The 18893-nt window shown below is 70.1% G+C and carries 20 protein-coding genes and 1 pseudogene; 6 read left to right on the top strand and 15 right to left on the bottom strand.

Going from position 1 to position 18893, the window contains the following annotated elements:
* Positions 1 to 8 precede the first annotated feature (8 nt).
* Together ACFYZQ_RS06295 and ACFYZQ_RS06290 are read right to left on the bottom strand one after the other, a co-directional pair.
* On the bottom strand, positions 9 to 194 hold the full coding sequence (locus ACFYZQ_RS06295) for a hypothetical protein (RefSeq protein WP_388793640.1): 186 nt from the start codon (positions 192 to 194) through the stop codon (positions 9 to 11).
* A gap of 125 nt (positions 195 to 319) precedes the next feature.
* The gene (locus tag ACFYZQ_RS06290) at positions 320 to 1486 is read right to left on the bottom strand and encodes an ROK family protein (RefSeq protein ID WP_389142227.1); all 1167 of its coding nucleotides are present in this window, start codon (positions 1484 to 1486) and stop codon (positions 320 to 322) included.
* Positions 1487 to 1584: 98 nt separating this feature from the next.
* On the opposite strand from ACFYZQ_RS06290, the gene ACFYZQ_RS06285 reads away from it, so the two are divergent.
* Entirely contained in the window at positions 1585 to 2787 is a 1203-nt protein-coding gene (locus ACFYZQ_RS06285; RefSeq protein ID WP_389142225.1) for a Gfo/Idh/MocA family protein, read from the top strand.
* Between the two features lie 3 nt (positions 2788 to 2790).
* Here the strand turns inward: ACFYZQ_RS06285 and ACFYZQ_RS06280 are convergent, their stop codons facing one another.
* The 5 genes from ACFYZQ_RS06280 to ACFYZQ_RS06260 all read right to left on the bottom strand — a co-directional run bounded on the left by ACFYZQ_RS06280 (position 2791) and on the right by ACFYZQ_RS06260 (position 6724).
* Positions 2791 to 3486, bottom strand: a complete 696-nt coding sequence (locus ACFYZQ_RS06280) for a L,D-transpeptidase family protein (protein WP_389142223.1) — start codon at positions 3484 to 3486, stop codon at positions 2791 to 2793.
* Between the two features lie 134 nt (positions 3487 to 3620).
* Entirely contained in the window at positions 3621 to 4535 is a 915-nt protein-coding gene (locus ACFYZQ_RS06275) for an SDR family oxidoreductase (protein WP_389142221.1), read from the bottom strand.
* A 77-nt stretch (positions 4536 to 4612) separates the two neighbouring features.
* Complete coding sequence (locus ACFYZQ_RS06270) at positions 4613 to 4981, bottom strand: DUF4180 domain-containing protein (protein ID WP_389142219.1); 369 nt, start codon at positions 4979 to 4981, stop codon at positions 4613 to 4615.
* A 28-nt stretch (positions 4982 to 5009) separates the two neighbouring features.
* Positions 5010 to 5639 carry an MBL fold metallo-hydrolase gene (locus tag ACFYZQ_RS06265; RefSeq protein WP_389142217.1) on the bottom strand — a complete coding sequence of 210 codons (630 nt, stop codon included), beginning with the start codon at positions 5637 to 5639 and terminating at the stop codon, positions 5010 to 5012.
* Positions 5639 to 6724: an S-(hydroxymethyl)mycothiol dehydrogenase gene (locus tag ACFYZQ_RS06260; protein ID WP_389142215.1), complete on the bottom strand. Its 1086-nt coding sequence runs from the start codon at positions 6722 to 6724 to the stop codon at positions 5639 to 5641. Before ACFYZQ_RS06260 ends, ACFYZQ_RS06265 begins: the two co-directional genes overlap by 1 nt.
* A gap of 236 nt (positions 6725 to 6960) precedes the next feature.
* On the opposite strand from ACFYZQ_RS06260, the gene ACFYZQ_RS06255 reads away from it, so the two are divergent.
* A complete protein-coding gene (locus tag ACFYZQ_RS06255) occupies positions 6961 to 7323 on the top strand; it encodes a nuclear transport factor 2 family protein (protein WP_389142213.1) in 363 nt (120 codons plus the stop codon).
* A gap of 24 nt (positions 7324 to 7347) precedes the next feature.
* Here ACFYZQ_RS06255 and ACFYZQ_RS06250 read toward each other — a convergent pair whose 3' ends face one another.
* A complete protein-coding gene (locus ACFYZQ_RS06250) occupies positions 7348 to 7896 on the bottom strand; it encodes a MarR family winged helix-turn-helix transcriptional regulator (RefSeq protein ID WP_389142211.1) in 549 nt (182 codons plus the stop codon).
* A 60-nt stretch (positions 7897 to 7956) separates the two neighbouring features.
* On the opposite strand from ACFYZQ_RS06250, the gene ACFYZQ_RS06245 reads away from it, so the two are divergent.
* Positions 7957 to 8805, top strand: a complete 849-nt coding sequence (locus ACFYZQ_RS06245) for a hypothetical protein (protein ID WP_389142209.1) — start codon at positions 7957 to 7959, stop codon at positions 8803 to 8805.
* Positions 8806 to 8830: 25 nt separating this feature from the next.
* Positions 8831 to 8938, top strand: a pseudogene (locus tag ACFYZQ_RS06240) (bifunctional 5,10-methylene-tetrahydrofolate dehydrogenase/5,10-methylene-tetrahydrofolate cyclohydrolase); the annotation flags it as partial.
* An 11-nt stretch (positions 8939 to 8949) separates the two neighbouring features.
* On the opposite strand, the gene ACFYZQ_RS06235 reads toward ACFYZQ_RS06240, so the two are convergent.
* Both ACFYZQ_RS06235 and ACFYZQ_RS06230 read right to left on the bottom strand, forming a co-directional pair.
* Complete coding sequence (locus tag ACFYZQ_RS06235; RefSeq protein WP_389142207.1) at positions 8950 to 10917, bottom strand: RICIN domain-containing protein; 1968 nt, start codon at positions 10915 to 10917, stop codon at positions 8950 to 8952.
* Positions 10918 to 11100: 183 nt separating this feature from the next.
* Complete coding sequence (locus tag ACFYZQ_RS06230) at positions 11101 to 11481, bottom strand: winged helix-turn-helix transcriptional regulator (protein WP_389142205.1); 381 nt, start codon at positions 11479 to 11481, stop codon at positions 11101 to 11103.
* Between the two features lie 140 nt (positions 11482 to 11621).
* On the opposite strand from ACFYZQ_RS06230, the gene ACFYZQ_RS06225 reads away from it, so the two are divergent.
* Positions 11622 to 12029, top strand: a complete 408-nt coding sequence (locus tag ACFYZQ_RS06225; RefSeq protein WP_389142203.1) for a RidA family protein — start codon at positions 11622 to 11624, stop codon at positions 12027 to 12029.
* Positions 12030 to 12063: 34 nt separating this feature from the next.
* Here ACFYZQ_RS06225 and ACFYZQ_RS06220 read toward each other — a convergent pair whose 3' ends face one another.
* Positions 12064 to 12723, bottom strand: coding sequence for a TetR/AcrR family transcriptional regulator (locus tag ACFYZQ_RS06220; protein WP_389142201.1), 660 nt, complete (start codon positions 12721 to 12723; stop codon positions 12064 to 12066).
* 148 nt (positions 12724 to 12871) lie between these two features.
* Here ACFYZQ_RS06220 and ACFYZQ_RS06215 point away from each other — a divergent pair, with 148 nt between their 5' ends.
* Complete coding sequence (locus ACFYZQ_RS06215; protein ID WP_389142199.1) at positions 12872 to 14131, top strand: YncE family protein; 1260 nt, start codon at positions 12872 to 12874, stop codon at positions 14129 to 14131.
* Positions 14132 to 14182: 51 nt separating this feature from the next.
* On the opposite strand, the gene ACFYZQ_RS06210 is transcribed toward ACFYZQ_RS06215, so the two are convergent.
* From ACFYZQ_RS06210 to ACFYZQ_RS06195, 4 genes are all read right to left on the bottom strand, one after another.
* Positions 14183 to 16039 (bottom strand): cellulase family glycosylhydrolase, encoded by a 1857-nt coding sequence (locus tag ACFYZQ_RS06210; RefSeq protein WP_389142197.1) that lies wholly within the window; start codon positions 16037 to 16039, stop codon positions 14183 to 14185.
* Between the two features lie 104 nt (positions 16040 to 16143).
* Positions 16144 to 16965, bottom strand: coding sequence for an aminoglycoside phosphotransferase family protein (locus ACFYZQ_RS06205; RefSeq protein ID WP_389142195.1), 822 nt, complete (start codon positions 16963 to 16965; stop codon positions 16144 to 16146).
* 357 nt (positions 16966 to 17322) lie between these two features.
* Positions 17323 to 17823, bottom strand: coding sequence for a metallophosphoesterase family protein (locus ACFYZQ_RS06200; RefSeq protein ID WP_389142193.1), 501 nt, complete (start codon positions 17821 to 17823; stop codon positions 17323 to 17325).
* A 60-nt stretch (positions 17824 to 17883) separates the two neighbouring features.
* Positions 17884 to 18891, bottom strand: coding sequence for an SDR family oxidoreductase (locus tag ACFYZQ_RS06195; protein WP_389142191.1), 1008 nt, complete (start codon positions 18889 to 18891; stop codon positions 17884 to 17886).
* Positions 18892 to 18893: the final 2 nt, after the last annotated feature.

The raw sequence follows: 18893 nt of genomic DNA, 5'->3' as shown, positions 1-18893 counted from the left end.
TCGGCGGATCAGGCCGCGGGGTCCGGCTGAGGGGTGGCGGCGGCCCATTCCAGGACGAGCCGCTGGTACTCCTCGCGCTGCTCGGTGGTCAGTGTCCCGCCCGACCGGAGCCACAGGGCCCGGATCTCCTCGTTGACCTCCGCGGCCGATCGCTCGGAGACGGCTTCAACAGTGGTGGACATGATGTGAAGCATATGCCGATCCGCGTGAAGGTGCCGTGAGTAAGTACCTTGAATTCGGGCATTACGGACCGTGTTGCTCGTCACGTCAAGAGAGCGGCAAGCTACGGCGAGTTCACCTTGCGGCGCCGCCGAGGAGTTCACCCTTCCGCGCCGCCGAGGACCAGCACCTGGATCGCCAGCACGGCCGCACCGCGGGCCCAGTCGTGGAAGTCGGAGACCTTCGTCTCCAGGCCGACCGGCACGGCCAGCGGGTGACGGCCCGCCCGGATGCCCTCCTCGACCGTCGCACCGGCCACATCCATCAGCCCGACACCCTCCCCGGCCAGCAGGATCTTCTGCGGCATCGCGAAGTTGGCGATCTGCGCGATCAGCGCGCCCAGCGCACGCGCCGCCTCGTCGATCACCCGCGCGGCCATCGGCTCCCCCTCGGCAGCGCCGGCGAGGATCTCCTCGTACGTCGCGTCGCGGCCGGTGGCGGCCCGGATCTGGTAGCGGATGCTGGGGATCGTGAGCAGGGACACGGCGCTGCCGCGTGCGCCGTCCGGGGTCAGCGGACCGTGCGGCTGGATGATCCAGTGGTGCCCGAAGCCGCGGTCCTCCCCGGCGTGCGGCACCCGCTTGCCGCCGAGCACGAGTCCGTAGCCGATACCGGCCCCGATCGTCAGCACGACGAAGCGCTCGAGGCCGCGTCCGGCGCCGAACCAGGTCTCCGCCTCGACCAGGGCGGCGACGTCGTTCTCGACGACCACGGGCAGCCCGGTGCGCTCCCCCACCAGCTCGGCCAGCGGTACGTCACGCCAGCCCAGGTACGGGGAGTCGCCGATCACGGCCCGTTCCCGGACCAGGCCGCCCACGCCGATGCCTATTCCCGCGAGCGGGGCACCGGCGGCGGCGCCGAGCTCGGCCGTCATGGCGGCCAGTGTGCCGGCCACTTCCTCGGGTCCGTGGCCGGTGAGCCGGCGGTCCAGCCGGGCGGTGACCTCACTGCGGAGCGTGGTGCGCACGCCGTAGACCGTGTCGCCGGTGACCTTGAACCCCAGGAAGGCGCGGGATCCGGCGACGACATCGAGGGGTTGTGACGGACGGCCCTGCCGCGCCGCGGCCGTGGGGCCGGCGTCGGGCACCTCGACCAGCAGTCCGGACCCGATGAGCGGCTTGGTCAGCCGGGTCAGACTGCCTGCCGACAGATTCAGCCGCCGGGCGAGTTCGGTGCGCGAGAGGGGGCCGTGGAGGAGCACCTCGATCGCCACGGAGCGCTCCGCGGGGCTCAGAGGGGGCCACCCGAGTCCTGGATTCTTCTGCATCAGAAGTAATCATGCCATCAAGGCGCTGGTTCGGTACGGGATCGATGGCCGGATGCCGGGCCTTGACACCGTGATTCTTTCGAGCCAAAAGTAATCCCATGACTTTCTCCCTCGGCATCGTCGGAGCCGGACAGTTCTCCGGTCAGTTCGCCACGCTCTTCCAGGCCCACCCGGGGGTCGGCGACGTCTACGTCACCGACCTGCTGCCCGAGCGGGCCGAGCGACTCGCCGCCGCGCAGGGACTCGCGGGGACCTTCCCGTCGTACGAGGCCATGCTGGAGTCGAAGGCCGTGGACGCGGTCGCGATCTTCACCCAGCGCTGGACCCACGGCCCGCTGGTCCTGCGGGCGCTGGGAGCCGGAAAGCACGTGTACAGCGCGGTGCCCATGGCGATCACCACGGAGGAGATCGCGGCGATCGTGGAGGCGGTCCGGGCGACCGGTCTGACCTACATGATGGGCGAGACCAGCCAGTACAACCCGGCGACCGTGCACGCCCGCGACAGAATCGCCGAGGGTGCCTTCGGGAGGCTGTTCTACGCCGAGGGCGACTACGTCCACGACATGGACCTCGGGTTCTACGAGGCGTACCAGTACAGCGGCGGCGAGAACTGGAAGTCGACCGCCAGTTATCCGCCGCTGCTGTACCCGACGCACTCGGTGGGCGGCGTGCTCGGCGCCTGGGGGACGCACGCGGTGAGCGTGTCGGCGATCGGCGTGGTCGACGAGCGCGGGGACGGCGTGTTCGACAAGGAGGTCAGCCGGTTCGACAACGACTTCTCCAACGCGACCGCGCTGTTCGAGGTGGCGGGCGGCGGTTCGTTCCGCACGAACGAGTTCCGGCGGGTCGGCTACCCCTCCCACATACGGGAGTCGCGGTTCCGGTTCTTCGGCACGGACGCGAGCATGGAACAGCTCGCCACGGTCGCGCTGTGGCAGGACAAGAAGGGCGTGAAGGACATCACGGAGCTGCTGGAGCCGAAGCCCACGATGTCCCCGGACGACCCCTCGCTCCAGCACATCGCACCGGAGCTGCGGGCGGCGTTCACCTCCGGGTCGGCGCCGGTGCACGACCGGTCGCGGCTGCCCAGGGAGTTCGACCACCTGCACAACGGTCACGAGGGCAGCCACCACTTCCTGGTGGACGACTTCGTGACCGCCGTGGCCACCCGCACCCTGCCGTCGGTGAACGCGTGGGTCGCGGCCCGCTACACCCTGCCGGGCATCGTCGCCCACGAGTCCGCACGGCAGGGCGGGGTACGTCTGGAGATCCCCGACTTCGGGGACGCGCCCGAGGCGTGAGACTCAGGTGCCCGGCTTGCGGCCGTAGACGAAGACGTCGTCACCGGTCTTCAGCAGCGACCAGTACTTCTTGGCGTCCTTCGTCGTCATGTTGACGCAGCCGTGCGAGCCCGGCGGGTTCCACATGCTGAGGTTCACCGAGTGGAAGGCCTGGCCGCCGTCGAAGAACTGGCTGTAGGGCATCGGCACGTTGTAGACGCTCGAGACGTGGTCGATGTCCCGCCAGTAGATCTTCTTCAGGCCGGTGCGGGTCTCGAACTTGTCCCGCCCGGTACGCACCGGAACCGGGCCGTAGACCAGTTTGTCGCCGTCCTGGATCCAGCTCAGCTGAAGGCTGAGGTTCACACAGGCGATGCGGCCCTTGTTCACCGGGCACTTGCCGTCCTTGTTGGGGTTGTTCCCGACGGCCTTCTGCTTGTTCATCAGGTCCATCACGCCCCAGGTGACGGGACCCGCGTACCCGACGGCGGGTGTGATCCCGTGCTTGTTCTGGAACGCCTGGATGGCCTTGCAGTCGGCGGAGGACTGCTTTCCGTCGACCGGGCGGCCGAGGAACTTCTCCACCTGCTTCTGGTACGGCCCCGCCTGTGTCGTACAACTCGCCGCCTGCGCCGGGGCGGTGCCCAGCGCGAGGGTGAGCGGCGCCACAAGTCCCGTTATCCCGAGCGCCACCGCGCCCCGTCTGCGTATGTCCCCCATGCCAACCCTCTGCCCTTCAGTCGCGGTCACCATGCCCACGGTGCCGGAAAAGTAGACTCGCGGGAGGAGACGGCGGTTGTAGGAACCATCACGTTGTGACCGAACAGGGAACTTCGTTACCGACGGACCCCGGATCAGCGGTAGCCCGTGGTGTCGGCCGGCCCGCCCCTGTCCTGTACCTCCACCAGATAGCGCCAGGCGTCCGGGCGGCTGCCGTCGAGGTCCGTGAAGCCGTACACCCGGGCGAGCCCTCCGCTGGAGAGGGAGGTGCCGTTGAAGCGGGCCACGTCCGGGTCGGCGGCGAGGGCGGCGACAGCTCGGCCGATGTAGCGCGGGGTTTCGGAGATGGCGAAGTGGGGCTCGCGTTGCAGGGCGTCGCGCCAGTTGTCCTCCCTTACCCCGAAGCCGTCCAGCATCATCTCCGAGCGCAGCCAGCCCGGGGTCAGGGCCACGGCGGTGGCGCCGCGCGGGCCGAGTTCATGGCCGAGGGCGAAGGCCATGCGCAGCACGGAGGCCTTGGCCAGGTCGTAGAAGAAGTTCACCCGGTAGGTGTCGCGGTTGTACTCGGCGGTGCCGTCGGTGACCTCGACGACCAGGCCGCCGGGGTGCCGCAGCAGCAGCGGCAGCGCGTGGTGGCTGGTGATCGCGTGGGTCTCGACGGCGAGGCGGAGCAGGCGCAGTCCCTTGTCGAGGTCGTGTTCCCACAGCGGGGTGTCCCAGGCGAAGAGGTGCTCCGCGCCCCAGACGTCGTTCACCAGGACGTCGAGGCGCCCGCAATCACCGGCGATGCGGTCGACGAGGGCCCGGACCCGCTCCGGGTCCAGGTGGTCGGCGGGTACCGGGACGCCCCGGCCACCGGCCTCGGTGACCAGGTCGGCGGTGTCCTCGATGGTCTCGGGGCGGTCGTACTCCGAGCGCCGCGCGCGGGTGCTGCGTCCGGTGACGTACACCGTGGCGCCGGCCGCGCCGAGCTCCACCGCGATCCCGCGTCCCGCACCGCGCGTCGCCCCCGCGACCAGTGCGACCTTGCCTTCCAGCGGACCCGGCATGTCCGGCCTCCCTTACCTGTACGACTGCTGTCGCGGTCCAGAGTGACGGGGAAGCCGGACACCTTCTGTCGCCTTTTTCAGCGGCGCAGTCTGTCTTCCAGGGCGTCGTGTCCGGGGACGAACCAGAGGTGGCCGCCCTGGTTCGCCTCGTACACGAAGTCCCGCAGGGCCGTGCTCGCCTCGACGCGCGAGGAGATGTCCCCGAGGACGGCGAGCAGCAGCCGGTAGTTCACGAACTTCTGCACGACGGCCCCCGCGACGCCGGACCGCAGCCGGAAGAACTCGTCCGCGACCCGCTCGACCGGCACCGCGACGAGTTCCGCGTCGTGCCCGAAGGCGTCGCCGATGAGCTCGAGGGCCGCGGCCTCGCCGTCGAGGGACGGGCCGTCGGCGGCGCAGCGCAGGACACGGACGTCGTGGAGCGTTTCGAGCGTGTTGGTGGTCATGTCCCTGATCGTACGGTCAAGTTGGGGATCAGTGCCCGCGCTTCGTCCACTCCTCCAGGTGAGGTGCCTCGGCTCCGATGCTGGTCGGATCGCCGTGTCCGGTGAGGACCTTGGTCTCCGGGGGCAGGGTGAGGAGGCGGTCGCGGATGGAGTCGATGATGGTCGGGAAGTGCGAGTAGGAGCGGCCGGTGGCCCCGGGGCCGCCCTGGAAGAGGGTGTCACCGGTGAAGACGGTGCCCAGTCCGGGGTCGTACAGACACACCGCGCCGGGCGCGTGGCCGGGTGTGTGCAGCACGGTGAGGTCGGCGCCGGCCGCCTCGATGACCTGACCGTCGGCGAGGTGGGCGTCGGGGTCGCGGTCGGGGTGGGTGAGCTTCCATAGGGGCAGGTCGTCCGGGTGCAGCCAGATCGTGGCGCCGGTGCGGTCGGCGAGGGCCGGCGCGGCGTCGATGTGGTCGTTGTGGGCGTGGGTGCACACGATCGCGGTCAGCCGGCGGTTTCCCACCGCCTCGGCGATGGCGTCGGCGTCGTGCGCGGCGTCGATGACGATCACCTCGTGGTCGTCGCCGACGATCCACACGTTGTTGTCGACGTCCCAGGTGCCGCCGTCGAGGGTGAACTGCCCGGACGTGACGAGGCGTTCGATGCGCGCGGCCATCACAGCACCACCACCGAGCGCAGCACGTCGCCGTGGTGCATCCGCTCGAACGCCGTCTCCACCTCGTCGAGTTGGATGGTCTCGGTGACGAACTTCTCCAGCGGCAGCCGCCCCTGCAGGTGCAGGGCGATCAGCAGGGGGAAGTCGCGGCTGGGCAGGCAGTCGCCGTACCAGGAGGACTTCAGCGCCCCGCCGCGGCCGAAGACGTCCAGCAGGGGCAGTTCGAGCTTCATCTGAGGGGTGGGCACGCCGACGAGCACGACCGTGCCGGCCAGGTCACGGGCGTAAAAGGCCTGCTTGTAGGTCTCCGGGCGGCCGACCGCCTCGATGACGACGTCCGCGCCGAAGCCGCCGGTCAGCTCGCGGATCGCCTCGACGGGGTCGCTCTCCTTGGAGTTGACCGTGTGGGTGGCGCCCAGCGAGCGGGCCGTGGCCAGCTTGCGTTCGTCGATGTCCACCGCGACGATCTTCGCCGCGCCGGCCAGGTACGATCCGGCGATCGCCGCGCCCCCGACCCCGCCGCACCCGATCACGGCGACGGTGTCGCCCCGGCCGACGTTGCCGGTGTTGATCGCGGCGCCGATACCGGCCATCACACCGCAGCCCAGCAGCCCTGCCACCTGTGGGGAGACCGACGGGTCGACCTTGGTGCACTGCCCGGCCGCGACCAGCGTCTTCTCCGCGAAGGCACCGATCCCGAGGGCCGGGGAGAGCTCGGTGCCGTCGGTGAGGGTCATCTTCTGCCCCGCGTTGTGGGTGTCGAAGCAGTACCAGGGCCTCCCCCGCAGACACGCCCGGCAATGCCCGCACACCGCCCGCCAGTTGAGGACGACGAAGTCGCCCGGCGCGACATCGGTGACGCCCTCGCCCACCGACTCCACCACGCCCGCCGCCTCATGCCCCAGCAGGAAGGGGAAGTCGTCACTGATGCCGCCCTGTTTGTAGTGCAGGTCGGTATGGCAGACGCCGCAGGCCTGGACCCGCACCACGGCTTCGCCCGGCCCGGGGTCCGGTACGACGATCGTCTCGATCCGCACGGGCTGGTCCTTGCCGGGTGCGATCACGCCGCGTACTTCCTGCGCCATGGTCAGGCTCCTTCCGTCGAAGCTCCTGCTTCGGTGATGCTCCTGCACTGGTGACCCTACGTGCGACCGATCGGTAACCGCAGCGCGCACGGCGCAGGTCGCCGATCTTTCTCCGAGGCACCCCCCGCGGCGGCCGGACTGCGCTTGCCGAGGCCGTCGCGGCGGAGGAGTCTCGGAAGGAGGGGCCCGCGCGGCCCGCTGCTTTCTCGCGTCGCGGGCCCTGGAAGGAGATCACCATGGGCACCGCGTCAGGATCCGCCTTCAGCACCGAGACACTGCGTCGAGGGATAGAGGGCGGCAAGAACACCCTGCTGTCGCTCTACTCGGACGACGCGGAGATCCGCATCGTCGACCGCAACTCCCAGCCCAGTCACCCGAAGGTGCTGCACGGTCGCGGCGAGATCGCCGAGATGCTCGACGACGTCTACAGCCGCGACATGACGCACAGGCTGGACGGCTGCGTCGTGCAGGGCGACCGTGCCGCCTTCACCGAGTCCTGCGAGTACGCGGACGGCGTCCGGGTCCTCGCCGAGTCGATGATCACGCTGCGCGACGGCAGGATCACCGAGCAGATCATGATCCAGGCATGGGACGAATAGGGAGGAGGACCGCGAGGGTCCAGGTCAGCTCCCGTCTGACCTGGACCTTCTCGGCGCGGGCTGCGCTGGGGCGAGCGCACCGCGCTCGGCCTCGGCGGCCAGGACCAGTTTCCGCAGCAGGTCGGACAGTGTCCGCCGCTCCGCTTCGGTCAGTGCTGCGAGCAGCGCGCTCTCGCCCGCGTCCTCGGACCCGGCCTGCGCTTCGAAGGCGGCGTGCCCTGCCGCGGTGAGCCGCACCCGCACCCGCCGCCGGTCGCCCTTCTCGTGGGTACGGGTGATCAGCCCGGCGCCCTCGATCGGTCCGAGCCGCGCCGACAGCGCCCCGCGGGTCAGCCCCAGCAGATCGGCCAGCCGGGACGGGCTGCACTCGTACGGCGGCCCCGATCTGCGCAGCATGAGCAGCACCTTGTACTGGCCGTGCCCGAGCCCGCCGGAGTCCAGCGCGTCCCGCCGGACCTGCGCTGTGTGCCGCGCCAGGATCGTCAGCCGGGCGACGATCGCCTCCTTCACCGGGTCCACCCGGTGCATCTCCCGAGCCCAGACCGCGACGAGCCGGTCGACCGAGTCCTCCATCGTCTGCCTCCCGCAGTGGTTTTCTTGTGGATGATTTTCGCCCTAACTACCGTGCGACGCATGACACTTGAGTCGAACAACGGCACGACACCTGTGAGCTCTGACGAATTCTTCGCCGCTGTGCGGGAGTTGCGGCTGGCAGGCCGCTGGGAGCGGGCCCTGCGACTGCTGGAGGCGGCCGTTCCCGACGGGCCTGCGGCCCATGCGCGCATCGCTCGGGCGGCGGCGGAAGTCGCCCTGGAGCAAGACTGGTTCGCGGGTACGGACACCGCCGCCGAGCGGATCACCGACGCGGAGAAGGCGTTCCCCGACGGCGACTGGGACGTGGCCTTCCTGCGACTGCGGCACACCTACGGCCGGCTTCTCCTCGTCGACGGTTCACTGCTCCGCGGGCCGGACGGCAAGGACCCGGAGTCGCTCGACGCGCTGCTGCGGCGGGCGCGGGAGCTCCACGACGACGCCCCGGACGAGGTGCGCCGCGGCTGGGCGGCGCACTACCTCGGCCTGATCACGGACAACCACTTCGCCGACGCCGCGTCCGCCACCGCCCACTACGCGGCCGCCCTGCGCGCCGGCGAGTCGGGCCCCGACGACCTGCTGGCCCGCGAGGCGCTACGGCATCTCGGCGGCCAGGACCACGACGCCGGTGCCTACGACCGCGCGCTCGACCGCTGGCGCCGGGCCACCGCGCTGGGCGCCGGTCAGGGCACGGTCCCCGGCACACTCTCGCAGCACCTCGTGCTGGCGGTGCTGGCCCGGGACACCGGCGACGAGGCCGGAGCGAGGGCGCTGGCGACGGAGATCGTCCGCTGGGCGGAGGCCATCGGCGCGACCCGGCTCGCGGCCCAGGCCACCGGCTTCCTCGCCGAGGCCGCCCCGACGACGCCGCCCGCCGAGGACGACAACTGAGCCTCGCGGCACCTCGGTGAGTGGGGAGCGGGCCTCGCTGATCACGTCGGTGCCGGGCGGCGTGGGGCCTATGCCGATCGCCACGCTCCTGGAGCAGACCGTGGAAGCCGCCGCCCGGCAACTGGAGGCGTGATCAGCGGGTCGCTACGTCAGCGACCACTGCTGGTTGGTCTGGCCGTTGCAGGACCACAGGTCCAGCGGGCTGCCGTTGGCCGTGGCGTTGTTGTACACGTCCAGGCAGAGGCCGGCGTTGACATTGGTGATCGTGCCGTCGCCGTTCACGTTCCACTGCTGGTTCTTCTGGCCGTTGCAGTCCCAGACGACGACCTTGGTGCCGTTGGTGGTGCCCTGGTTGTAGGCGTCCAGGCACTTGTCGCCGTACACCACGAGTTCCTTGCGGGAGGTGTACGTCCAGGACTGGTTCTGGCCGCCGTTGCAGTCCCACACCTCGGCCCGGGTGCCGTTGGTGACGGTGTTGTCGTAGATGTCGAGGCAGCGGCCGGACTGTTTGCCGACGACCAGGGTGCCGTTCGCGCCGGGCAGTGGTCTGACCGTGATGGATTCGAGGGCCGGGGCGTTCGAGAAGGTGAGCTTGTTGGCCGAGCCCTTGGACAGGGCGACCGCGACGGAGACCGTGCCCGCGCTCGATCCCGTGGGCGGGAAGGAAACCGTCGTGCCGCCCTGGCCGTTGACCTGGAGCGTGGCCGTGCGGGCGGTGGCGGCGGTGTTGGTGTAGGAGACGTCGACGGTCTTCACGCCGGTGCTGCCCGCGGCCACGCCGGTGAAGCTCGACGTACCCGAGTACGTGCCGCTCGCGGCCTCGGTGCCACCGGTGACCGTGAGCAGCACCGAGCCGCCCGCCGGGACGCTGGTGGTGTAGCTCGTGCCGTAGCTGCCCACGTTGGACCGGGCCCACAGGTCGCGGACGGTCGCGGAGGCACCGGTCAGGCCGAGGTCGGACCAGCGCACGGTGATGTCCCTGGCCGCGGAGGTCCGGTTGAGGAGCACGACCGCGCGGTTGCCGCTGCCGGACAGCACCTTGCCGTACACCTGCAGCCCGGTGGCGTCCTCGGCGACCTTGACGCCCTGCAGTCCGCGCGGGTCCTGGTCGACGGCGACGACCTCGGGGTTCTTCAGGATCGAGGCGGTCTCCGACGTCATCTTCGTCAGGTCGTTGCCGGCCAGCAGCGGGGCGCCCGAGATCGCCCACAGGTTCATGTGGGTGCGGTTCTGCGCGGCGGTGAAGCCGTCCATGCCGACCATCAGCATGTCCGGGTCGTTGTAGTAGCCGGTGTGCTGGGCGGTGGGGTGCAGGGCCTGGTCGAAGTTGGACAGCAGGTTCGTCATCGACGGCTTGTCGCCGTAGTAGATGATGTCGGTGCTGGTCCGCCACATCGGGGCCTGGCCCGGCGCCCAGTTCCAGGGGTTCTGTTTGCCCCAGTTGCAGATCGAGAGGGTCAGCGGACGGCCGGTCGTCGCCGTTGCCTTGGCGACCGCGTCACTGATGGACTGGTACGTCGTCCTCGCGTCGAGCCCCTCGGCGTCGCCACCGCACCAGTCGACCTTGACGAAGTCGAAGCCCCACTTCGAGAACTGCAGCATGTCCTGGGCGTAGTGGCCCTCGCTGCCCGTGTTCGCGGCGGCTGGCCGGCCGGTCGGGTAGTAGTAGCCGCAGCCGTTCTTGCCCGCGTCGGTGTAGATGCCGGCCTTGAGTCCCTTGCTGTGGATGTAGTCGGCGATGGCGCTCATCCCGCCCGGCCACTCCGAGGTGTCCACGGTGATGTTGCCGTCACTGTCGCGGGTGCCCTGCCACCAGCCCTCGTCGATGTTGACGTACTTGTATCCGGCGGCCGGCAGCCCCGCGGCGACGAAGGCGTCGGTCTGCTGCTTGATGACGTTGTAGTCGATCTTCGCGGCGAAGCTGTTCCAGGAGGCCCAGCCCATCGGCGCGGTGGGGACCGGAATCTGACGGCTCGTCGCGGCCTGGGCCGTGACCGGCTGGGCGAAGAGGAGCGCGGCGGCCGCGGTCAGCGCCAGGACCAGGGCGCGTACGGCGGCGGCTCTGCGGCGCCGGGCGAAGGCGCTGCGCCGGGACGGGGGTGGGGGGTGCATGCGGCTCCTCCGGGGGGATTCTTCAAGGCTCGCACGGTATTTCGAACATGGATCGGCAGTCCGAACGCGTCGCGCGCCGACCGTAGAGCCGCCGGAGGGGGAAGTCAACGGATGTGACAGGAACGACCGAACGGCCCCCGCGGACGCGAACTAGGGGCGCGACAGCTCGGCGTTGACCGACCGTCAGGCATCGAAGCGCCGCCGGGCGGACTCTATGTGCCGGAAGTACCGGTAGGTCCACTCGCACATCCCGTCGACCGTCGCCCGCAGTGCGTGGCCCGCTTCGGTGAGGGTGTACTCGACACGGGGCGGAACGGTGGGGTGGACGGTCCGGTCGACCAGGCCGTTGCGCTCCAGCATGCGCAGGTTCTGGGTGAGCATCTTGTGGCTGATGCCCTCGACCCGGCTGCGCAGCTCACTGAAGCGCAGGGTGCCCTCCCCCAGGGCTTCGATGATCAACAACGCCCACTTGTTGGCGACGTCGGAGAAGATCTCGCGCCCCAGGGAGTCGGCCCGACGCAGGTCGGCCTCCTCGGCCGAGCCGCTGAACTGCTTGGTCACCATCAGGTTCCCCAGTCACCGAAAAGTGCATTCTTCCATGTCAACCGCCACTCTCCTACCGTTCCTGAGTAACCACAAGAGACCACGAGGGTCTGGTGTGACGGACCCCGGCTCACAGGAGCCCGGACGAGGAGACGGACAGCATGGCCATCACCCTGAAGAACCCCGACGGACTGCCGAAGATCGATGTCTACCGGCAGGTGGCGATCGCCTCCGGTTCGAAGCTGGTCTTCATCGCCGGGCAGGTCGCCTGGGACGCGGAAGGGGTCACGGTCGGCGAGGGCGACCTCGCCGCACAGGCCGAGCAGTGTTACCTCAACATCGCCACCGCGCTGGGCGAGGCCGGCGGTTCCTTCGACGACGTGGCCAAGCTGACCTTCTACGTCGTCGACTGGACTGCCGACAAGATGCCCCCGCTCCTGGAGGGAGTCTCCCGGGCGGCCGCGAAGCTGGGCGTCGCATCGGCCCCGCCGACCACACTGATCGGCGTCGCGGCGCTGGACGTCCCCGAGCATCTGATCGAGATCGAAGCCACCGCGGTCCTCGACTGAACAGCGGGGTTCACGCCGAGGCCCTCCGCGCGGCTCAGCGCTCCCGTGCCCAGTCCCGCGGGCGCAGGATTCCCAGCAGTTGCCGGGCCAGTTCGTCGACCACCTCGTCCAGGGTCGCGTCCACCCACCCGGCGCTCCAGTCGTGGAGCAGGCCGTTGACGCTGCCGATGAACGCGGTGGCGGCGAGGCGGTAGTCGCGGTCCTCGGCCTCTCCGCGTGCGGCGGCGGCGCTCGCCTCGGCGCAGATGAGGTCCACCCAGCCGGCGCGCCGGGCGAGCCGCTGTTCCTCCAGGCGCGGACTGACGCCGATGATCTCGACGAAGGTGATGCGGATGCGGCGCGGGTCGGAGGTGACGTCGCGGGCGTAGGCGCGGAAGAGCACGGTGACGCGCTCGGCCAGCGGCAGCGCCTCCGCCTCCGCGAGGGCCGCCAGCACCGCCTGCTCGGCCCAGTCGTTGACCTGCAGGTGCAGTGCCGCCAGCACGTCCTCCAGGGTGCGGAACTCCTCGTAGAACTGACGCGTGGACAGCCCCGCCGCCTGGCTCAGCGCGGCGACGGTCGTCGCGCGGAAACCCGGGCTGTCACCGAACAGTTGGAGCGCCGCGTCCAGGAAACGGTGGCGCCGCTCGGCCTGCCGCTCCTGCGCGGACCTGCCGCCGTAGCGACCGGTCGGCGGCCTGAGTCTGCCCGCCATGCTCCCCCTCCGTCATCCCGTCCGTCATCCCGCCGATGACCAATCTTGTCGTGCACGCATCTTGTCGAGTAGGCCACCCCGTCCTTACTTTTCAGTAAGTTGAGTTTGAAAGCACCCGTGTTCAGATTTCTCAGAGGAGGGAGCAGTCATGCCTGCCCCCAGATCCAGGCACCTTTGCTCCATAGCCGCCGCCCTCGTCCTGGCCGTCGCCGGCCCTGCCACGGCCGCGTACGCCACCCCCGCCGCATCGGACGCCTCCGCCCTGCGCGAGGTGCTGTTCGTGGGCAACAACTGGGACGGCACCGCGGACGTCATCAAGTCCTCCGGGGACTTCGCGAAGGTCGGCCGGATCAACGTCATCCCGGACAAGGACCAGCGGATGGCTGAGATCAACGCCGACCCGATCAAGTGGATCTACTTCCAGGCGATCCGCAACAGCGTCGGCGAGGGCCACGACCAGTTCGCGGACGACATGTACTCCACACCCGACGGCAGGTCGGTGGTGGTCTCCCGCCCGAGCTTCGCCGACGTCGTCTCCATCGACCTGGCCACCGGGAAGATCAACTGGCGTTTCCCCGTCGCCGGTTACCGCGCCGACCACATGGCCGTCTCCCCCGACGGCACCCGGGTCGCGGTGTCCGCCTCGACCGCGAACAAGGTGCACGTGCTGGACATCAACACCGGTAAGCAGCTCGGCTCGTTCGCCACCGGTGACAAGCCGCACGAGAACATCTTCAGCAAGGACGGCAAGTACATCTGGAACATGGCCATCGGGGACGTCAACACCTCTCTCGACGACCCCGGCTGGGACTGGACCAAGGGTGATCGCCACATCACCGTGGTGGACGCGACGACGTACAAGCAGGTCAAGGTCATCGACATGCGGGACCGGCTGAACGCCTTCGGCCTGAAGGACTTCTCCGACGCGGTCCGCCCGGCGGTCTTCTCCCCGGACGAGTCGAAGCTGTACTTCCAGGTGTCCTTCTTCAACGGCTTCCTGGAGTACGACGTCGCCTCCGACAAGATCACCCGGATGAAGACCCTGCCGAAGAACCCGGCGACCAGCGAGGACCGCACCACCTGGGTCAACGATTCGCGCCACCACGGCATCTCGATGAACCCCGCGGGCACCAAGCTGTGTGTGGCGGGCACCATGGACGACTACGCGACCGTCGTCGACCGCGCCACCCTCCAGGAGGGTCCGCTGGTCACCGCCTCCAAGCCCTACTGGGCCACGGTCAGCGGCGACGGCAAGGACTGCATCATCTCCGAGTCCGGCGCCGACCAGGTCACGGCCATCGACTTCGCCACCGGCCAGAAGGTGGCGTCAGTGCCGGTGGGCGACCACCCGCAGCGCGTCCGGCTGGGGCATGTGCAGGCCGACTGGACGGGGCCGTCCGGCAGTTGACGTCCCTGAGCGGCCTCCGGGGTGCGGCGGCGCCCCGGAGGCCTGCGCGGCTCAGAAGTGCGCCGCCGCCCACGCCGCCAGCTCGGACTTCGCCGCGCTCAGCAGGTCCGAGGAGGGTGCGCTCGTCGCGCCGTTGGTCACCAGCGCGTAGTGCAGGGTCCCGGAGTCGGCGTCGGTGAGCAGCAGGCGGCGGCTGCCGGTACCGCCCGGTTCGGGGGCCACGCCGACGGGGGTCGCGGCGGTGTACGACGGGGGCGCGTACACGGTGCCGAGGTCGGAGACCACCGTCGTCGCCGAGGTGGGGAAGGACGCCGGGAGGTGCAGCTCGGTGGGCGCCGTACCACTGCCGGAGCGCCAGACCAGCAGCCCGTACTGGCCGGAGCCGACCAGCCTTGAGACGCCTGGCAGCGAGCTGGGTACCGGGTTCCAGGTCAGCGTCGTCGAGCCGTCCCGGGAGCGGTCCTCGTAGGTGAAGGCGAGCGCCGTGCCCGCCGTCGCAGCCGGGTAGAGCCGGTCGAGGAGACGTCCGTCCTGACGTGGTGTCACTGTCCCGGAGTCGTCCAGGCGCACGGCGGACAGGTCCTCGTCGTTCCAGGCGTCGCCGGACGTGAGCACCTTGTCGGGATTGCCGTTCATCAGCTCGTGGTGACGGCCGTTGTAGATGTCCCACTGCCACTGGGTGCCGGACAGGACCGGGCCGGAGGACGTCGGCTTGGTCCACCAACTCGCCCCGGGAAGACGGGAGTCCAGGGCCTGGTACATCGCTTTCAGCACGGTCGGCGCCTTGTCCGACACCGTCCCTGACAAGGGGTGCCCGAACTCGCTGACCAGTGCGGCGGTCTGGGTGGCCGACGCGCGGTCGCGTACCGTGCCGAAGTCGGTCGCGTACTGTCCGTCGCCCGCCTCGCCCCACATCAGAATGCCGGAGATGGCCTTCTGGTCGTAGAAGTGGGTGTTGAAGACATAACGCGGGCCGAGGGTGCCGGCGTCCAGCAGACCGCCCTCCTGCTTCTGGGAGTCGATGTTGGAGTTCCAGAAGAGGTTCGGCTCGACCAGGGCGGGCTTCGCCTGCCAGCCGGCCGCGTCCATGCGGGCGCGGAACTTCACGTAGAACGGCCACAGCAGATCCCGTTCCCAGGTGCGGCTGGTCTGACCGGAGTCGTAGGTGCCCGCGTACGGCTCGTTGTACGGGTCGAAGCCGACGACGCCCGCGAACTCGCTGTCGCTCAGGTGCTGCGCCAGGTACGACATGGTCGTCTGTGCCGTGGTGAGGAAGGCGTCCTGGAGGCCGTACCTGTTGTGCCAGAAGTCGTACTGCGCTCTCGTCACGGCCTGGTTCTGGGTGATGTTCTGCCCCCAGAAGAAGCAGATGCCACACGACTCGGCCGGGTAACTCCCGGCTTCGACCGCCCATTTGGGTGCGCCGTCACCCGTGTACCAGCTTCCGGTGTTGAAGAGGTACCGGGAGTAGAGGTCCTGGTGGAAGTCGGGGTAGGCGCGGATGCCGGCGTCGAGGAAGGCGCGCATCTGGTCGGTGACGGCGGCCAGGTAGGCCGAGTCGACCTGGCCACGCACGGGCTCGGCGTGGGCCCAGGAGAGGAGGAAGCGGACCGAGTTTCCGCCGCCGAGGGCGCGCAGCGCGGTCGCGGACTTCTTCGCGTCGGCGACCGAGGCGAAGGGAAGGCCGCCGTTCTCCTCCAGCTTGGTCTCGCCGGAGACGTTGTAGCCGCGCAGGACGACCTCGCGTCCCTGACCGTCGGTGAAGCGGCCGTTCTGCACGGTCAGGGCGGTGCCGTCGAACCAGAGGGAGTCGGACGGGGCGGCGGTGGCGGGTTGGGTGCCCGCCACCGACAGGAATCCACAGAGGACAACCAGGACAACGATCAGACGTGCCCGGATATTCGGCATGTCCACTACATTCCGATGATGTCAATACACAGTCAACACCACTGACTCCGGAGTAAGTCCGGGCTCGACCTCCCCTCTGCCCTCAACCGCTCAGCCCTCGATGCTCAGCCCGTCTCCCGGCGATGGTCGGCGAGGACCGCCTCGAGGTGGCGCAGGGCCGTGGTCACGCGGGTCGGGTCCTGCTGGAAGTACGGGTCGTCGGGGACCGGGAGGGAACTGGCCAGCGCCCAGCCCCGGGCGCGGGCCCAGGTCGCGTCGTCGGCGCCGACGGACTCGCGGAACGCCTCGCGGGCCGGGGCGGGCAGGAACTTCCAGGTGGGGATGAGGTCCACCGCGGGGTCGGCGACCGCCAGGGTGCCGAAGTCGATGACGGCGGTGAGCCTGCCCTTGGTGGCCAGGAGGTTCCCGGGGTCGAGGTCGCCGTGGATCCACACCGGGTCCCCCACCCAGGGCGGTGCCGCGAGCGCCGCCTCCCAGACCTCGGTCACCAGGCCGACGTCGACCATGCCCGCCTTCTTCAGTGCCTCGATCTTGGGCCGGACCCGGGCCTCGGCGGCGATGGAGTCGTGGGCGCCGCCCAGCGGGGCGCCGCGGAAGGCGTTGCTCTGCTCGGGACCGGGCCCGCCCGTGGCGTCGACGGCCTGCAGGGCGGTGATGAACCCGGCGAGATCGCGGGCGGCGCCGACGGGGTCGGCGAGGGACTCCGTGGCGGCCTGTTCGCCGGGCAGCCAGCGGTACACGGACCACGGGTAGGGGTAGTCCTCACCGGGCTCACCCCGCGCCACCGGCTGGGAGACGGTGAGCGGGAGGTGCGGGGCGAGCACCGGCAGCCAGCGGTGTTCGCGCTCGACCTGGCCGGCCCAGTGCGGGTAGCGGGGCAGCCGGACGGAGAGGTCTTCCCCGAGCCGGAAGGTGGCGTTGTCCATGCCGGAGCGCGGAACCGGGGTGACGGGCAGGTCGGCTCACCGGGGGAACTGGGCGGCGAGCAGACGGCGTACGAGCGGGACGTCGATCAGCACCGGCTCATCCCACCGAGCCGCCCTCTTCCGTGTCCACGGAGTTTTTCGTCCACGGATTCTTTTCCAGCCATTGACCGGATCCATGTGTTAGGTACGCGGAGAACGGGTAGGCGGCGCAACAGCAATGGATGAGGCATGCATGTCCTCTGCGGTACTTCCCGGAAGGAGGTCCGTGACAGCGCATCATCCACAGTGCCCGGGCCGCTCCCCTTCATGGGGCGGCCCGGATCTCGTATCACCCGCCTGACGTGCGAAGTCATGCCCTCACCGGCGTGGCAGCCGGTGCAGTGTCACCTCCGTGAGCTCTCCGTACGCGACGGTCGCCGTCAGGTAGGTGCAGTGGGGCTGGCGGCGGCGGTCGGTCGGGGAACCGGGGTTGAGCAGGCGCAGGCCACCGGGGGCGGTGGAGTCCCACGGGATGTGGCTGTGGCCGAAGACCAGCACGTCGAGGCCGGGGAAGCGGGCGGCGCAGCGGGCCTCGCGGCCCTGGGCGGCACCGGTCTCGTGGACGACGCCGAAGCTCAGGCCGCCCAGGTCGGCGTACGCCACCTCGGGGAGGCGGGCGCGCAGCTCCGGCCCGTCGTTGTTGCCGTACACGGCGACGAGCCGGCGGCTGCGGCCCTCCAGCAGGTCGAGGGTGGCGGTGTCGACCCAGTCCCCGGCGTGGATCACGACATCGGCCCGCGGCAGTTCGGCCAGGAGCTGGTCCGGCAGCCGCTTGGCTCGCTTGGGCAGATGCGTGTCGGACATGACGAGCAGGCGCACACGGTCAGGCTATAGGTGCGCCTTCCCGAAGTGTTGTCACCTGGCCTTTCACCCAGCCTTTCACCCGGACTTGGCGAGGCGCCGGATGCCGCGGACCGCGGTCACCGCGGCCAGGCCGGTACCGAGGGCCGTGGCGGCGGGATGGTGGGCGAGGGTGGTCTGCCAGGAGCGGCTGTGGGAGCTGTCGTCGAAGATGCCGTGGGCGCCGTGGTCGTCGCCGGGAAGCCGGTCGACGGGCTCGAAGAGGTTGCTGCGGCCGGTCGGGGCCTCCTTGTCGGTCTGCTGGGAGCCGAAGCCGGTGCGGGCCAGGTAGCGGTCGAGCAGGGCCGGGACGAGGCGGTTGGCCCAGATCGTGGCCACGGTGGTGGCACCGACGTAGTACTGCTTGCGGCGCGGGTGGTCGGCGGCGTACACCACACCGCGGGCGGCGACCTCGGGCTGGTAGATCGGGGGGACGGGGCTGGGGTGCCCCCGCAGGCGGGAGCGCACCCAGTCGAACTGGGGCGTGTTGACGGCGGGCATCTGGGCGACGGTGACGTGCACGTTGCTCCCGCGGTGCAGCAGCTCGACGCGGAGGGAGGAGGTGAAGCCGTTGATGGCGTGCTTGGCGCCGCAGTACGCGGACTGCAGCGGGATCGACCGCTCCCCCAGTGCCGAGCCGACCTGCACGATCGTGCCCCGGTCGCGGGGCAGCATCCGCTCCAGCGCCGACCGGGTGCCGTTGACGAAACCGAGGTAGGTCACCTCGGTCACCCGCCGGTACTCCTCGGCGGTGATCTCGTCGAACGGCGCGAAGACGGAGCTGAAGGCGCAGTTGATCCAGACGTCGATGGGGCCGAACTCCTTCTCGGCGGCGTCGGCCACCGCCTCGACCTGGTCGGCGTCCGCGGTGTCGGCGACCTGCACCAGCGGCCGGCCGCCGAGCGCGGCGACCTCGTCGGCGGCGGCCTCCAGCCCGCCACGGCCGCGGGCGACCAGGACGACGTCGGCGCCGCGCTTGGCGTAGAGGCGGGCGGTGGCGCGGCCGATACCGGCGCTGGCACCGGTGATGACGACGGTGGCGGGCATGG

It is taken from the genome of Streptomyces sp. NPDC001843 (assembly GCF_042891955.1).
GTDB lineage: Bacteria > Actinomycetota > Actinomycetes > Streptomycetales > Streptomycetaceae > Streptomyces.
The sequence above is the reverse complement of the archived record's forward strand: the minus strand, read 5'-3'. Positions and strand labels throughout refer to the sequence as shown.

Bases quoted from the DNA above. Each gene is read 5' to 3' on its own strand.
- ACFYZQ_RS06295 (WP_388793640.1), bottom strand. From the start codon at position 194: ATGCTTCACATCATGTCCACCACTGTTGAAGCCGTCTCCGAGCGATCG.
- ACFYZQ_RS06290 (WP_389142227.1), bottom strand. From the start codon at position 1,486: ATGCAGAAGAATCCAGGACTCGGGTGGCCCCCTCTGAGCCCCGCGGAG.
- ACFYZQ_RS06285 (WP_389142225.1), top strand. From the start codon at position 1,585: ATGACTTTCTCCCTCGGCATCGTCGGAGCCGGACAGTTCTCCGGTCAG.
- ACFYZQ_RS06280 (WP_389142223.1), bottom strand. From the start codon at position 3,486: ATGGGGGACATACGCAGACGGGGCGCGGTGGCGCTCGGGATAACGGGA.
- ACFYZQ_RS06275 (WP_389142221.1), bottom strand. From the start codon at position 4,535: ATGCCGGGTCCGCTGGAAGGCAAGGTCGCACTGGTCGCGGGGGCGACG.
- ACFYZQ_RS06270 (WP_389142219.1), bottom strand. From the start codon at position 4,981: ATGACCACCAACACGCTCGAAACGCTCCACGACGTCCGTGTCCTGCGC.
- ACFYZQ_RS06265 (WP_389142217.1), bottom strand. From the start codon at position 5,639: ATGGCCGCGCGCATCGAACGCCTCGTCACGTCCGGGCAGTTCACCCTC.
- ACFYZQ_RS06260 (WP_389142215.1), bottom strand. From the start codon at position 6,724: ATGGCGCAGGAAGTACGCGGCGTGATCGCACCCGGCAAGGACCAGCCC.
- ACFYZQ_RS06255 (WP_389142213.1), top strand. From the start codon at position 6,961: ATGGGCACCGCGTCAGGATCCGCCTTCAGCACCGAGACACTGCGTCGA.
- ACFYZQ_RS06250 (WP_389142211.1), bottom strand. From the start codon at position 7,896: ATGGAGGACTCGGTCGACCGGCTCGTCGCGGTCTGGGCTCGGGAGATG.
- ACFYZQ_RS06245 (WP_389142209.1), top strand. From the start codon at position 7,957: ATGACACTTGAGTCGAACAACGGCACGACACCTGTGAGCTCTGACGAA.
- ACFYZQ_RS06235 (WP_389142207.1), bottom strand. From the start codon at position 10,917: ATGCACCCCCCACCCCCGTCCCGGCGCAGCGCCTTCGCCCGGCGCCGC.
- ACFYZQ_RS06230 (WP_389142205.1), bottom strand. From the start codon at position 11,481: ATGGTGACCAAGCAGTTCAGCGGCTCGGCCGAGGAGGCCGACCTGCGT.
- ACFYZQ_RS06225 (WP_389142203.1), top strand. From the start codon at position 11,622: ATGGCCATCACCCTGAAGAACCCCGACGGACTGCCGAAGATCGATGTC.
- ACFYZQ_RS06220 (WP_389142201.1), bottom strand. From the start codon at position 12,723: ATGGCGGGCAGACTCAGGCCGCCGACCGGTCGCTACGGCGGCAGGTCC.
- ACFYZQ_RS06215 (WP_389142199.1), top strand. From the start codon at position 12,872: ATGCCTGCCCCCAGATCCAGGCACCTTTGCTCCATAGCCGCCGCCCTC.
- ACFYZQ_RS06210 (WP_389142197.1), bottom strand. From the start codon at position 16,039: ATGCCGAATATCCGGGCACGTCTGATCGTTGTCCTGGTTGTCCTCTGT.
- ACFYZQ_RS06205 (WP_389142195.1), bottom strand. From the start codon at position 16,965: ATGGACAACGCCACCTTCCGGCTCGGGGAAGACCTCTCCGTCCGGCTG.
- ACFYZQ_RS06195 (WP_389142191.1), bottom strand. From the start codon at position 18,891: ATGCCCGCCACCGTCGTCATCACCGGTGCCAGCGCCGGTATCGGCCGC.